Here is a 14,998-nt window from a genome sequence, read left to right as displayed (position 1 = left end):
TTATTGATGACGCTACCAGAGAAAATTTTTCATGGTTTTTTATTCAACCTCATTTCTTAACACCAGAGCAACATAGCAATCTCAAAAATATAACGGAAAATAATATGAAAATAGCCACGCGTCTTGTCGCAGGGTATAGCCTGCTGATCATCCTTTTCCTTCTCTGCACCGGGACGGCACTTCATGCACTCTGGCAGGCCAGGGACGATATGGAAAACGCTGTAAATAATAAAATTTACCGCTATGAGCTGATTCAGAACATGCGAAATGCGGCCAGAGACATGGCGATCGCAGTCAGGAATATTGCATTACTGAATGAACAGAATGACAGACAGCCTGAATGGGACAGAATAGTCGCTCAGAAAGCCATCTACATCCAGAACAGGGACAAGCTGACGGCCAGTATGTCGCAAAACGTCTCAGCGGAAGGCAAAAGTGCGCTGGAAAATCTGACCTCCACGGATGAATCCGCACTGAGTCTGCTCATGACGGCGGGCAGGAAAGCGATGGAGGCACCTCAGTCTGAAACCGTTGATTACCTGCTAAAAACCGTAAGGCCAGGACAGCGAACAATGCTGAATGCCCTCGATCGGCTTTCGACTATTCAGATGCAGGTAAGCAGGAAAACCGTTCTGGATGCAAGGGCAGCAGCTTCGCAAACGGCTACGCTGATGTCGGTGATGGTATTGATTTCTTTCCTCGTCGCTATCGCAGCCTGTTATTCCATCATCCGGACGCTTATGCGTCAGCTGGGCGGAGAGCCCGCACAGGCACAGGCGCTGGCCGCGGCGATTGCATCGGGTAACCTGACATCGCCTGTCCTGTTACGGCATAACGATACCTCCAGCCTGCTGGCCTCGCTGGATGTTATGCAGGCCAACCTGCGCAGCATGGTGGTAAATATCAGAGATACCTCTGCATCCGTTGCACTGGCCGCAGATGAAATCTCGCAGGGTAATACAGAACTCTCCTCCCGAACCGAACAGCAGGCTGCTGCCCTGCAGGAAACGGCGGCAAGCATGGAACAGCTCACCGCTACCGTAAAAAGCAATGCAAGTGGGGCACAGGAGACCGCCAACTCGGCCCGTGAAACTGCGCGCCTTACCCACGCCGGGGAAACGGATGTCAAGCGTATGGCAGAGACGATGCAAGCCATATCAATGAGCGCGACTAAAGTCCGGGACATTACCTCTGTGATTGAAAGTATTGCGTTTCAGACTAACATTCTGGCACTTAACGCAGCCGTTGAGGCGGCACGAGCAGGAGAAGAAGGACGCGGCTTTGCTGTTGTCGCGGGTGAGGTCAGGACACTGGCGCAGCGCAGTGCCTCTGCCGCCCGAGATATAAAGCTGCTTATCGAAGAAGCGGTAACCCAGGTGGAAAGCGGCGTCACGGTCGCCTCGTCAACCGGCGACAGCATTATGAAAATTGTTGGCATGGTGAATGAACTGGCTGTGTCGATGGATACCATTTCCCTTGCCTCTTCAGAGCAGATGCAGGGCATATCTCAGGTCAGTGTCGCCGTGACGCAAATGGACAGCGTGACGCAGAATAACGCCGCGCTGGTGGAAGAGTCGTCTTCTGCTTCTCAGTCGCTCTCTGAACAGGCGCACGCGCTGCGGGGCATGGTGGCCGCGTTTCAGGTGTGATGACCTCTGGTGGCGGCGTTCACTTGCTCGAGGTGCCGCCAGTATTCACACCTCCGAAGGTCTGCTTTTCCGGCAGATGAGGATGGGTGACAGGCACCTGTTTGTCACCCAGCGCTCAGACATCATTCATTTTCACTTTCTGACGACAGAAAAAAGAGCATGAATGGGAACAGGGGGAGAGTAAAGATAGCCCTGCTGCCGCCTGATTCCGCGCAAAGTCAGCCATACAGGTTTAATGCGCGTTACGGCCAGGCTCGAACTGAATAAGAGTGCCGCAGCCTGAGCTGGACCGCTGATAAATCCAGCCACCGCGCAGACCATTTTGATCACTCTTCGGGTGGAAGGGCAGATGACAGCATTGTGAATGATGCGTTCATTGGTAAGGCCTGAGCAAACCTGCCTGTATCTCACGACACGGCCATTTGAGCTATTGCGTACAGAAGCTTCGACCAGCCGCAGACCTTGCAGAATGCAAAACAGCACCTGTGATGTGCCCTGTGCGGCGTGGTGTTACAAACCTCACCTCAGAAAACATCTCTCCTTATTGTCGTCATCGTCTCATTTGTCTTTTTCCCGTAAGGGGGATATTTGCCAGCCGCAGCAGTTGCTCACCTGAAACAATTTTCTGGCCGGGCAAAAAAGGGGTTGATGAGTGACGCACTGCGAAATAACAAAAATAATTAATGTTTTTCTGAAAGCGGCCGATTAAGGAATTTGCCTTAACGGTTCAAAGCTGCGAGCAAAAAGGGGTAAGAAACCCGCGGCTTCGCATGAGCCGTCGCGCAGGCTTTCGCCAGGGCACCGGGGCTTGTACCCCGCAGGTGAGTATAGAAACGCAGCAGCCGTGCTACGCAAAGAACGGCGCTGCTGTACAGGGATTACCTTTATGGATATGGAACTGAAATGAAAAAAAGCACCGTTGCAGTGATGATGATGGCGACTCTGTCAGGCGGAGCCTGTGCAGATGCAGGTCGATTTTCACCGAATTTTTCTCCGGAAAGCTTTAGTGTGTCGACGTCAGCCGGGATGCTGAGTGGCAAATCTCATGAGTTGGTTTACGACACCGAAACAGGTCGCAAAGTCAGTCAGCTGGACTGGAAAATAAAGAATGTTGCTATTCTCAAAGGCGAGTTATCCTGGGATGCATACTCATTTCTGACGCTAAATGCGCGAGGCTGGACTTCCCTGGCTTCTGGTTCGGGTCATATGGATGATTATGACTGGCTCGATGACAACCAGTCTGACTGGACGGATCATTCATCTCATCCCCGCACAGATGTTAATTACGCCAATGAATACGATCTCAATGTTAAGGGCTGGGCGTTACAGGGCGATAACTATAAGGCCGGTCTGACTACTGGTTATCAGGAAACCCGTTTAAGCTGGACAGCTTTTGGCGGTTCATACAATTACGATAACGGCGCTTCTGTAGGTGATTTCCCAAGAGGCGAGCGCGGTATTGGCTATAGCCAGCGTTTTTCCATGCCGTATATTGGCCTTGCAGGCCAGTATCGTATTAACGACTTTGAATTTAATGCCTTATTTAAATTCAGTGACTGGGTGCGGGCACACGATAATGATGAGCATTACATGCGCGATCTTACCTTCCGTGAGAAAGCGACTAATTCGCGGTACTACGGAACATCAGTAGATGCCGGCTATTATGTCACGCCAAATGCCAAAGTGTTTGCCGAGTTCACCTACAGCAAATATGAAGAAGGCAAAGGCAGCACGCAGATTATTGACAGATTCTCTGGTGAATCAGCATCAACTGGTGGAGATGCGGCTGGTATATCAAATAAAAACTATACCATTACAGCTGGTCTGCAATACCGGTTCTGATTCGATTCTGTACGCCAGATGATAATGTAACGTAAAGCCCCCTTTGGGGCTTTTTAATTTTTTTTCAAAAAAATGAAAATATTAAGTGCTTATTTAATTCACAACAGAATCAGTAAGATGATTTGTTTAAATGAACTTTCAGCCCGGCAGTTTTGCCGCTTTTTTTTAGTAATTGTAGATCTTATCTAATCGATAAATATCATTCCCGTTTGCTGATAGCGTCCAGCATAACGCATCTTAGGAAGAGAAAATAAATGCATGTCATCCCGAAAATCATGAGAATTGCTGCGTTTTCCCCCGTTATTTTCCTCACTGGCTGTTCCACGCTTTTACCCCTTAATTACACAGATTACGAAGGTAAGGATGCAGCGACGGTGGTGGCGATCAATCCAGAGGGATTTGTGGGTACATTTTATCTTTCGGTCTATGAGAAGAAAGGCACCTGTTATGACAGGGTTGATCGTCATCAGCTGGAGTCAAATCTTATCCCCTCCGCTGGGCGCGTTATGACAGCAAAGGTACAGCCTGGCAGGTTCATGGCTTTTCAGCAGCTCAACACGATAATGAGCGATTACGACACACAAGGAAAAAAAACGAGATTCCCGGAAAGCTATTTACTCTCGCAGTGGGTTCCATTTATTCCACAAGCGGGTAAACGCTACTTTATTGATACTAAATATGGTGCTCGGGAGATTTCATCGGATTATGCCATTACTGTTTATTCAGACCCTGCCAGAATTGCGTCTGATTTTAAAACGCTTCCCGAGGATAACTGGGACGCCAGAAATCGTTGTCAGCATCTTATAGGCGGCAGCTAATCACGATTCACCTGTCGCTGTAGCATCATCACAGTGAAGGAATGTTAAGCAATCGGCCAGTATCGTTGACATCGGAAGGGATTACGCATTTCTGCCACTTTCGCAGAGGATGTGGATAGCCCCTGAAAATCACGGCGTATGACTTCGCCAAAGACCACATTATTGGCCAGACTCCTCATCTGAAGCGTGTCTGATTAAACACGCCTGAACGCGCCTGTTCTTGTGCCAGGGTGGGCGTTAACAGGTGACCAACCTTTTCACTCCGCCTGTATCAGCCTTGCCACTGCGACTGGCAGATGATGTCTGGGCTGCAATTTGTGAAAAAATTAGTGAGGCGGCTGCATCAATCCTCTAAGTGATACTGGCTGGAAAGATCCAGGAATATATCTAATAAAATCAGTAATATGAAATCGCTATATTATATGATATATAACGTTTTACATTCCTTTTTTCCTCAGATAACGCTGACTTTTTACCGACATGCCCGCCAGATTGCCAAAAAGCTGCTAAACCTTAAGACAGAGATACGCGCGTAAAGATTAGGGTTATCACGATTTTCCCCGATTTAACTCCCGTCAGAACTAAACCTATAAAAATTTCATCTTTTAGCCCCCAACAATGGGAAGCAGACAATGTCGGAAAAAATATCGCTAACAATGCAGGTCAATGGTCAGTCGCAGCAGATGCAGGTCGATCCGCGAGTCACTCTGCTGGATGCGCTGCGTGAGCATCTTAACCTGACCGGCACCAAAAAAGGGTGCGATCAGGGACAATGCGGTGCCTGCACCGTGCTGATAAATGGTCAGCGGGTGCTGAGCTGCCTGACGCTGGCGGCCCAGGCGGATGGCGCTGACGTCACCAGTATTGAAGGGCTGGCCTCCACCGAGGGTGAACTGCATCCGGTGCAGCGCTGCTTTATGGAGAATGATGCCTTCCAGTGTGGCTACTGCACGCCGGGACAGATTATGTCCGCCGTCGCCTGCATTAAAGAGGGGCATGCCGGTTCCGACGATGAGATCCGTGAATACATGAGCGGCAACCTCTGCCGTTGCGGGGCTTATCCGCACATCGTCGATGCGATTAAACAGGCCGCTGCTGAGATGGCGAAGGAGTCCGCATGAATGAATTCAGCTGGAAAGTTGCGCAGTCACCTGAAGAGGCTGCCACTCTGAAACAGCAGTTGGGCAGTCAGTTGCTGGCGGGCGGCACGACGCAGCTCGATCTGATGAAGTGTGGTGTCTTCACGCCACCACAGTTAATTGGCATCAGCGGCTTAACGGCGCTGAAAAACCTGCAGTTTGATGACGATAAGATCACCGCTGGTGCACTGGTCACCATGAGCCAGCTGGCCGATCATCCCGCCTGCAAGCAGAGCGCGCCTGCCATTTATGGCAGCCTGTGGCAGGCTGCCTCGCCGCAGATTCGTAATATGGCGTCGCTGGGCGGGAATTTACGTCAGCGCACCCGTTGTAACTACTACCGTGACCCGGCAACGTTCCCGGCCTGCAACAAACGCAATCCTGGTTCCGGCTGTGCCGCCCTGGATGGCGTCAACAGCAATCACGCGATTCTGGGTGCCAGCGACAGCTGCATTGCCGTCTATCCCGGCGATCTGGCGGTTGCGCTGGTGGCGTTTGACGCCATCGTCGTTCTGAAAAATCAGCAGGGCGAAACCCGTCGCATCGCAATTGATGACTTCTTCCTGCTGCCGGGTGATACGCCTGATTGTGAGCACGATCTGCGCGATGACGAGATCATTGTGGCTATTGAAGTGCCGCAAACTGAGTCACTCCGCCACTCACATTACCTCAAAGTCCGCGACCGCAGCTCCTATGAGTTTGCAGCAGCCAGCGCGGCCGCAGGCTTCACGCTGGAAAACGGCGTGATGCGTGACGTGCATATTGCCCTGGGCGGCGTCGCCACTAAACCCTGGCGCGTCCGATCGGTCGAGCAGGCGCTGGAAGGCCAGCCGTTTAAGGAAGAGACGGTGTTTCAGGCGGCAGAACGGATTACTCAGGAGACGCAGGCGCTGACCCACAACGCCTATAAAGTAAAACTGGCGCCGCGAGTGATTGCACGCGCGCTGATGGCAGCAGGAGAAACCGCATGAGTGAAGTAAACGACAAAGCGCGTCCGGATGTGATCAACGCGAACTCAGCGGCAGACACCCGGATTGAAGGTCTGGGCGCATCCCGCTCGCGTGGCGATGGTAAAGTGAAAGTCACCGGTGAGGCCCGTTATGCGTTAGAACATCAGCCGGAAAATCCACTTTACGGCGTGGTGATCCAGTCTGTGATTGCCAGCGGCCGCATCAGCCGCATGGCGACGGAAAAAGCGCAGCAGGCCACAGGCGTGCTGGCGGTCTATACCCATCTCAACACGCTGAAGATCAACAAGCCCACGGCGATTGCCGATGGCGGCGCGGCGCAGTCAACCTACACCCCGATTCAGGACGATGTGATTATTCATAACGGTCAGAACATCGGTCTGGTGGTGGCTGAGACGTTTGAGCAGGCGACCTATGCTGCCTCGCTGGTGGAGATTGAGTATGAAACGTCTGATGCACTGATTTTTGCCACCGATGAGGGCGTCGAGCCAAAACCGCTCCCGAAGCAGGATATCGATATGGGCGATGCCCAGTCGGCGATGCAGCAGGCCGAGGTGCGCCTGAGCCAGCGTTACACCACCCCGCGTGAATACAACATGCCGATGGAGCCGCACGCCTGTGTGGCGGAGTGGCAGGATGGGCGCATTACCGTCTGGGAGCCGAGCCAGTGGGTAGCCGGCGCGCAGGTAGAGATTGCCGAGTGGATGGGCATTGAGGTTGAAGACGTGCGGATCATCTCGCCGTATGTCGGCGGTGGATTTGGCTCTAAGCCGGTGCCTTACACCCATGTTGCGCTGGCGACGGCGGCATCGCGTGCGCTGAAGCGCCCGGTCAAAGTGTCGCTGACACGTCCGCAGACTTTTACCGGTCTTGGCGGGCGTCCGGCGACCTCGCAGCAGCTGGAGCTGGGCGCATCACGAGACGGCAAAATTCAGGCAATTATCCAGCGCAGCTTCAGTGAAACGTCACTCATTGATGTCTTCGCCGAGAACTGCAGCAAAGTCACCGCCCGCATGTATGCGGTAGGCAATGTTTCCGCGCAGCATCAGGTCAGGCCGATTAATACAGTGACGCCAGGGTGGATGCGCGCGCCAGGTGAAAATCCAAGCGCCTTTGGACTGGAAGTGGCGATGGATGAGATGGCTTATGCCCTGAACATCGATCCGCTGGAGCTGCGTCTGCGCAACTGGGCAGATAAAGATTATCAGCTCGACCTGCCGTGGAGTTCTCGCCGTCTGAAAGAAGCCTATCAGAAAGGCGCAGAAGCCTTTGGCTGGGACAAGCGCATCATGACGCCGCGCTCAATGCGCGAAGGGCGTGAACTGATTGGCTGGGGCATGGCCTCCGGCACCTATCCGGTCAACAAACTCCCTGCCGAAGCGAAAATTATCCTGACGCCGCAGGGAACATTTGTTGTCCAGTGTGGCGGTGCGGATATCGGCACCGGAACCTATACCATTCTGGCGCAGACCGCTGCCGATATTCTGGGCGTCGCCTCCACCACCATTGAGGTGCAGCTGGGTGATACCGCGCTGCCGCGCGCGGGTGTAGCGGGTGGATCGCAGCTGGCAGGCAACGTGACCGCGGCGGTGAACGACACGGCCAAACGGATGCGCGACCAGCTGCTGAAGCTGGTCAGCGAACTGCCACAGTCGCCACTGAAAGGCACGCCTGCGTCTCAGCTCACGCTGAAAGGCGACGGGGTGCAGCACAATCAGCGCAGCGATCTCGCCGTTTCCTTTGCTCAGCTGGCGACGCTGGCCCCGGCAGAGAGTCTGACGGTGAAAGGCGGCACCTTCCCGGAAGATATGTCAGAAAGCGAACGCGACAAGATGGTGCGTAATCTTAATGACGGTACCCGCCCCGAAAAATTCTCTGCCCACAGCTGGAGTGCGCAGTTTGTTGAGGTCCGGGTCGATGAAGACTTCGGTACCATCCGGGTTAAACGGATGGTGGCCGCGCTCGACAGCGGTCGTCTCTATAACCCGAAACTGGCGCGCAGCCAGTGGATTGGCGGCATGATCATGGGTGTGGGTCAGGCGCTGATGGAGGAGGGCATCATCGATCCGCGTAACGGTCGGGTAATCAACAATAACCTCGCAGATTACTTAGTGCCGGTGAATGGCGACATCCCGAGCATTACTACCATCAACGTAGGCGAGCCCGATTTTGAGGCGACCACCATGGGCGGTAAACCGGTGGGTGAACTGGGTATCGTCGGTGTTGCGGCAGCGATCAGTAATGCAGTCTTCCATGCCACCGGCAAGCGCGTACGCGATCTGCCGATTACGCTCGACAAGCTTATCTGAACCGGTTCCTGACCTGCTGCCAGCAGGCCGGACGGTAGTTATGCGGGCGCGGGCTAAGCCAGCGCCCGTTTTTCACTCCAAGCGGAGAAAGAGAGTGAAGATTGCGCTGATTGTACTGGCCGCCGGGCTGAGTCAACGTTTTCGCCAGCAGGCGGGCGGGCATAAGCTGCTGGCTGATCTTGAAGGCAAAGCGGTATTGCAGCGCACGCTGGACCAGGCCGCTGCCAGTGGACTTGACCTGTTCGTGGTGACCCGTCCCGACGCCCAGGCAATCCAGTCGCTCTGCTCACGGGCGACGGTCGTGCTGTGCGACAGCGGCGGGCTGGGCGAGTCCATCGCAGCGGGCGTTAACGCCAGCCATGACTACGACGGCTGGCTGATTGCGCTGGGCGATATGCCGTTTGTGACGCCTGAAAGTTACCGCGCCGTCAGTGCCGCACTGGCGGATGCGCCGATCGTCAGGCCAGTCATTGAGGGCAAGCCGGGCCATCCGGTGGGCTTTCAGAATCACTATTTTTCAGTGCTGAGCACGTTACAGGGCGATGCCGGACCCCAGGCGATGGTGAAGTCACAGGCTGTCCGGCTGCCGCTTCACGATCGCGGCTGCCTCTGTGATATCGATTTTCCTGCCGATCTGCAGCTGATAAAGGAATTTTCATGATAACGCTGGATCAACGCGTGATTAATGCGGCACTGAGCAGTTGCCAGGCGGGCCAGCAGGTCTGGCTCTGTACGGTGCTGCACACCTATGGCTCTTCGCCGCGCGCACCCGGGACCCTCATGACGGTTAACGAAGCCGGCGCGTATTGCGGATCGCTGTCAGGCGGTTGCATCGAAGAGGACTTTCTGGCGCAGCTGGCGGCGGGGGCGTACCGCGCCAGCAGTCAGCGGGTACGCTACGGCGAGGGCGGGATGCGTCCGGACGTCAGCCTGCCGTGTGGCGGCAGTCTGGAAATCGTCATCGAGTTTCTGCCGCCTGATGACGTCACACTGGCGCTGCTGACGGCGATGCAGCGCGCGCTGAGCGGGCAACAGCCGCTGGTAAAAATGATACGGCCGGGCGAGCGCGCGCAGTGGGAGGCGATTGCCGCCGACAGGAGACTGCCCGCACTGGATGCCAGCGAGCAGCAGATGTTACTGCCGGTTGGCGCGATACCGGAACTGCTGATCGCAGGCTACTCCAGCGTGGCACATGAGTGCATCCGGCTGGGACAGATGCTGGGGTTTCACGTACGGGTCTGTGAGCACCGACCGGAAATGCGGACGGAGCTGGAGAGCCATTTCAGCGACGCGGACAACGTGACGCTCGTATCACAGCATCCGGCGCGCTGGCTGGAACTGAATGGCGCGCACGCCGCGGTGGCGATTGTGGCACTGACTCACGATCCGCGCATTGATGACCTGACGATGATGGAGGCGATTGCAACCCCCGCGTTCTACATCGGCATCATGGGTTCGGCGAAAAACAGCGAGAAACGACGGGCGCGTCTGCAACAGATCGCGGGGATGGATCGGGCCGAACTGGACCGCATCCATGCGCCCATCGGCTTGCCCATCGGCAGCAAAACCCCGGCGGAGATTGCGCTGTCGGTCATGGCCGATATCGTCCGCGTGAAGAATAGTGAGCCTTCAGCCGCCTGATCCCGCCGTCTTCTCAGGTGCCAGCCGATAAAGATAGCTGCCCGAATAAGGGATGGGCAGGAAATCACGAAACAGCTGCTGTAACGTTTGTTCGGGATCGACGTCGCGGAATAGCTGCGGGTAGAGCGTGGTAGCAAAGAACTCGGTCGCTACGACGTGCCACGGGCTGAGATAAAAATTGTGCCAGAGGGCTCCGGTATGACCCTGCCGTAGCGCAGTTAGCTGTTTCAGTGCGTTCTGCTGGCCGGTCAGTGCCAGCAGGCTCTGCCGGGTCTGCAACGCGGTAACGGCGGGGCCGAGCTTCAGCGCGCCCGCCTCATCGGAGCTGCCGCTGCCGGTGGCAAAGTAGTACTCCGGCTGGGCAGCAATCACGCGCTCCTCACTCAGCCGCCCAAACACGCCTTTAATCTGCTGGCTTGCGATGTTATTACCACCGGCAAATGTCAGCAGCTCACCCAGATTGCCATTCACCGAGGTGACGCAGCATTCGCTGCGCCGTCCAAGATGCAGTTGCAGCAGAACGGACGGTTTAGGGCCGTGATAACTCGCCAGCCGATCGGCAATGCGCTGCATGTGGCTGCGGTAGAAGTGATTAAACTCAGCCGCGCGCTGCGGCTGATTCAGCACCTCACCCAGCAAAGTGATGCTGCGCTCAGTGTTTTTCAGCAGATTAACCCGCAGATCGATCTTCACCACCGGAATATGCGCCGCAGCGAGCATCTTCTCCAGCACGGCGCCGTTTTCACTGTCGCGTGCCAGCTGCGGCAGGATCACCACATCGGGCTTAAGCGCGATCACCTTTTCGGGATTCATATCGTTAACGCCATCCAGCCCCACTACCGGAATTGTCTCCATCCGGGGAAACTGGCGGGCAAAAACCTGCCAGGTCTGAAAATCGTACTTTTTCAGATCCTGCGGCCAGCCGGCAATATGCTGCAGCGGATTACCGGGCGTCAGCAGTGCGACGCTGTAGAGCATCCGGCTTTCACCCAGCACAATGCGCTGCGGATGGTCGGGAATCGTGACCTGGCGACCGGTGATATCGGTCAGCGTACGGGCATGTGCACCCGCGCTGACCAGCATCACAGCGATCGTCAGCAGCACCGAACGTAGCGAGTTAAAATTCCACACGGGCCTGTACCATCAGATTACGGGTTTCGCCTTCACGGACGCGCAGGTTGCCGCCGCTTGAACTGTAGTAGTGCTGGTTAAACAAATTATTGATATTCAGACGCAGCTGGGTTTTTTCACCAAACAGGCGGTTGTTCCACGCCACGAAGCTGTCTGCCACGACATAGTCGGGCAGGGTGAAACTGTTATCAGGATCGCCCGCACGGGTGCCGACGTAGCGCGCGCCACCGCCGAGCCTGAACGCGCCGGGCAGGCTGGTGATCTGCATCTCATGACTCAGATAGAGCGCACCGGCATGACGCGGTGCATTCTGCAGGCGATTACCGTTGTTTTCCGGATTCACCCGATCGCTGACGATCTCTGCCTGATCATAGCTGTAGTTGGCACTCAAATCCCAGCCGGGCGCGATTTCGCCGTTGAGCTCAAATTCAGCGCCGGTCGAGCGTGCTTTATCGATGGCCCGCGTGCTGCCATTGATGTTCAGCGACATCGCCTTTTCATCAATCCGGTAAAGCGCCACTGTTGCCAGCAGTTTCGGCGAAAGCTGCCATTTGCTGCCGACTTCCCAGCTCGTGCCCTGTTCAGGCTTGCCGACATTACCGTCATCATCCACATCGGTAGATGGCGTAAACGATTTGCTGACGCTGGTGTAGAAAGAGAGGTCAGGCGTGAGTTTGTAGATTACCCCCGCCTGTGGCAGAAACTTATTGCCCTCATCGTTCAGGATTTCTGACTGGGGATTAACGCCGCGGGAAGCGCGCTGTTCATAATGCTGATAACGGCCGCCCAGCACCAGAATCCAGTCCTGTGTGAGTGAAATACTGTCTTTGGCGTAAAGCGAACGACTATGAATACGGTTCAGGTTATTCGCGCCGGTGGTATTTTCCGTGCTGTCATCTGTAACCGGTGACAGGATGTCATAGTCGGGATTGAAATAACTGAACTGGCGATTGACCTTGCCCAGATATTGATGGGCGCGATAAGTCTGGTTCATCTCATAGTCGGTGCCCACCACCAGCGCATGTTGCATGCCCAGAATTTCCGGGTTGCCCAGCAGATCCCAGCTCACATATTTGGTTTTGTGGTTAAACCCGCGGTTGGCATCGGCGCGACGAGTAACCACGCCCGTGCTGGCATTCACCGCCGTTACGCGCACCTCATTGTTGTCATAGCGCCGCTGATTCCAGCCCAGGGTAAACCGGGTGCGCCACTCATCATTAAACTGCCAGTCATAGTGGGCATTCAGCGTTTTGTTATGGCCCCATGCGTGATTGGCTTTGTCATCCAGACGATCTTTATAGCCGATATTGATCGGCTTGCCGTCGATAAAGGCGGTGCCGCGATCGTAGGGAATATCATAACGGTAGTCGGCATAGCTGATCAGAAAGCTGGCCTGCTCGCCAAACCATTGCAGAGAGGGTGCCAGCAGCGTGTGCTCTTCGCTGCCAAAGTTGCGCCAGTAATCCTGATTCTGCTTTTCGGCGATGAGCCGGAAGGCAAAGCCATTGCCCAGCGGGCCGGTGACATCCAGCGTACCCGCACCGCCACCTTCACTGGCGTAACGCCCGGTAACGCTGGAGTGCCAGCTGTATTGTGGCTTTTTGCTGACCACATTGATAATGCCGCCCGGATTCTGAATGCCATACAGCAGCGAGGAGGAGCCTTTCAGCACCTCAACCCGTTCGGTCATGGCATCAAAATTGAGTCCCTGACTGCTGCGGATGCCATCGCGATAAACCGACCCATCGGCATTACTGCCAAAACCGCGTCGTACAAAGCCATCTTCGGTGCCGCCCAGCGTATTGGCCTCGGTGACGCCGCTGACAAAGCGCATTGCATCCGCCAGGGAGCTGGCCTGGAAATCCTCCAGCTGCTGCTGCGTCACCACGCTGACCGATTGTGCTTCATCGAGCCGCGCGGTTGGCATTTTACTGGCAACGCTGGTTTCGCTGGCGCTGTAATTTCCCTCTGAGCTGGCATCGGCGGTCACGGTCATATCTGATGCGCTGTCGGTTGCTGCACTGACCTGCGGCAACAGCATGCTGCCGCAGATCGCCACGACCAGAGCGGGGTGCCGGGCCGGATATCGCGAGTCTCTGTTTTTCATTCTTCTTTTCGTATCTGTTTCTGAAGCTAATAAGGCCCGATGGCTGACGACTACGCCGGGCTTCCCTGAAGGTGTTCTGCAAGATGCAGCGGTTTAAACAGAGGCGATCAGCATCAGGGCTCGGCGATCATTACGGCACCCGGACGACAATGCTTCTCATCTGTAATTGAGAATCATTCAAACATCCGGTAATGTAGTAGTAAACATAATTTGTACATAAATCACTACAATTATGGCTAAATGTACCTTCACCGATAATCAGATGCGTGTGTGATTCAGGTAAATGAATAAATTGAATTTATTTCTATGCCAAATACCGTTTGAGGCATAAATCCCCATCTTTTGCAGGTGAAAAAGAAAACGGATTCAGCCATTCACTACATTTTTTCAACGTTTAACCCAGCAGCAGGAACAGCATGAAACAGAGCCGGCCAGTTAAAAACAGGGTGGATGTGGTGGCAGAGCGTCTGCGCGCCCGCGAAAAGCAGCTCTCGCCTCGTCTGCTGGCGGTGGCGCGCTATATCGATCAACAGCGTGAAACGGTGCTTGAAAGTACGGCGATGGAGATCGCCGTAGCGAATGCGACCTCTGACGCCACCGTGATCCGTGCCATTCAGGCGCTGGGATTTAGCGGACTGCGCGATCTCAAACAGACGCTCAGGGCCTGGTTTGGTCCCTCACTGACCTCGGAAGATAAGATGATCACCACGGTCAGTGAGGTGACCAGTGATGTGAACAGCGCCATCGACTTCGTACTTGCGGGTCACCGGCACGCCTGTGAGGTGCTGGCGCAGCCGCAGAACCGGGTGGCAGTGGCAGATGCCGTGGCGTTGCTGAGTGAAGCGCGGGAAGTGGCTATTTTTGGCATTAATGCCTCGGGTATTCTGGCGGATTACAGCGTGCGGCTGCTGAACCGCATCGGCCTGCCCGCCTTTTCGCTTAATCGCGCCGGCATTGCGCTGGCAGAACAGATGCTGGCGCTGCAGCGTGGCGACGTGCTGATAATGATGGCGCAGCAGTCGGCGCACCGGGAGGGAACTACGGTGGTGCGTGAAGCGAAACGGCTGGATATCCCGATTATCCTGCTGACTAACGCCACCGACTCGTTTTTCGCGCGTGAGGCAGATGTGGTGATCAATGTGCCCCGTGGGGGTGAGAAGGGGCGCATTCCGCTGCACGGCACGATTATGGTCTGTCTTGAGATACTAATCCTGTCGGTGGCGTCGACGCTGCCGCAGCGCACCGTTAAGACGATGAAACGGCTACAGGATCTCTATCGCGGGCTGAAACCCGCCAGCAAAAAGTAATCTGCAGGATTGAGCCGTGACCGGAGTTTCCCGGTAAGAACCGGCTCTGCTTTACGTCAAATTTTCCCGCTTTGCGAGCGCGATCGC

11 protein-coding genes are annotated in these 14,998 nt (G+C 55.1%); 9 read left to right on the top strand and 2 right to left on the bottom strand.

Going from position 1 to position 14,998, the window contains the following annotated elements:
* Positions 1–104 precede the first annotated feature (104 nt).
* From IBT54_RS01705 to IBT54_RS01670, 8 genes are all read left to right on the top strand, one after another.
* Complete coding sequence (locus IBT54_RS01705; protein ID WP_201251414.1) at positions 105–1,649, top strand: methyl-accepting chemotaxis protein; 1,545 nt, start codon at positions 105–107, stop codon at positions 1,647–1,649.
* Between the two features lie 903 nt (positions 1,650–2,552).
* The gene (locus IBT54_RS01700) at positions 2,553–3,491 is read left to right on the top strand and encodes an omptin family outer membrane protease (RefSeq protein WP_201251413.1); all 939 of its coding nucleotides are present in this window, start codon (positions 2,553–2,555) and stop codon (positions 3,489–3,491) included.
* 254 nt (positions 3,492–3,745) lie between these two features.
* Positions 3,746–4,309: a hypothetical protein gene (locus IBT54_RS01695; protein WP_095707908.1), complete on the top strand. Its 564-nt coding sequence runs from the start codon at positions 3,746–3,748 to the stop codon at positions 4,307–4,309.
* Between the two features lie 656 nt (positions 4,310–4,965).
* Positions 4,966–5,430 (top strand): (2Fe-2S)-binding protein, encoded by a 465-nt coding sequence (locus tag IBT54_RS01690; protein WP_072009008.1) that lies wholly within the window; start codon positions 4,966–4,968, stop codon positions 5,428–5,430.
* Entirely contained in the window at positions 5,427–6,419 is a 993-nt protein-coding gene (locus tag IBT54_RS01685) for a xanthine dehydrogenase family protein subunit M (RefSeq protein ID WP_201251412.1), read from the top strand. The genes IBT54_RS01690 and IBT54_RS01685 overlap by 4 nt, the downstream gene beginning before the upstream one ends.
* Positions 6,416–8,725 carry a xanthine dehydrogenase family protein molybdopterin-binding subunit gene (locus IBT54_RS01680; protein WP_201251411.1) on the top strand — a complete coding sequence of 770 codons (2,310 nt, stop codon included), beginning with the start codon at positions 6,416–6,418 and terminating at the stop codon, positions 8,723–8,725. Before IBT54_RS01685 ends, IBT54_RS01680 begins: the two co-directional genes overlap by 4 nt.
* Positions 8,726–8,819: 94 nt before the next feature.
* Positions 8,820–9,386 carry a nucleotidyltransferase family protein gene (locus IBT54_RS01675; protein WP_201251410.1) on the top strand — a complete coding sequence of 189 codons (567 nt, stop codon included), beginning with the start codon at positions 8,820–8,822 and terminating at the stop codon, positions 9,384–9,386.
* Positions 9,383–10,366: an XdhC family protein gene (locus IBT54_RS01670; protein ID WP_013196443.1), complete on the top strand. Its 984-nt coding sequence runs from the start codon at positions 9,383–9,385 to the stop codon at positions 10,364–10,366. Before IBT54_RS01675 ends, IBT54_RS01670 begins: the two co-directional genes overlap by 4 nt.
* Here IBT54_RS01670 and IBT54_RS01665 read toward each other — a convergent pair.
* Positions 10,355–11,449 carry an ABC transporter substrate-binding protein gene (locus tag IBT54_RS01665; protein ID WP_201251516.1) on the bottom strand — a complete coding sequence of 365 codons (1,095 nt, stop codon included), beginning with the start codon at positions 11,447–11,449 and terminating at the stop codon, positions 10,355–10,357. The genes IBT54_RS01670 and IBT54_RS01665 overlap by 12 nt on opposite strands.
* A gap of 34 nt (positions 11,450–11,483) precedes the next feature.
* The gene (locus IBT54_RS01660) at positions 11,484–13,604 is read right to left on the bottom strand and encodes a TonB-dependent siderophore receptor (RefSeq protein ID WP_201251409.1); all 2,121 of its coding nucleotides are present in this window, start codon (positions 13,602–13,604) and stop codon (positions 11,484–11,486) included.
* A 416-nt stretch (positions 13,605–14,020) separates the two neighbouring features.
* Here IBT54_RS01660 and IBT54_RS01655 point away from each other — a divergent pair, with 416 nt between their 5' ends.
* Entirely contained in the window at positions 14,021–14,911 is an 891-nt protein-coding gene (locus tag IBT54_RS01655; RefSeq protein ID WP_201251408.1) for a MurR/RpiR family transcriptional regulator, read from the top strand.
* Positions 14,912–14,998: the final 87 nt, after the last annotated feature.

Source organism: Pantoea sp. S62 (genome assembly GCF_016658625.1).
GTDB lineage: Bacteria > Pseudomonadota > Gammaproteobacteria > Enterobacterales > Enterobacteriaceae > Pantoea > Pantoea vagans.
This window is presented reverse-complemented; position numbering and strand designations above follow the sequence as displayed.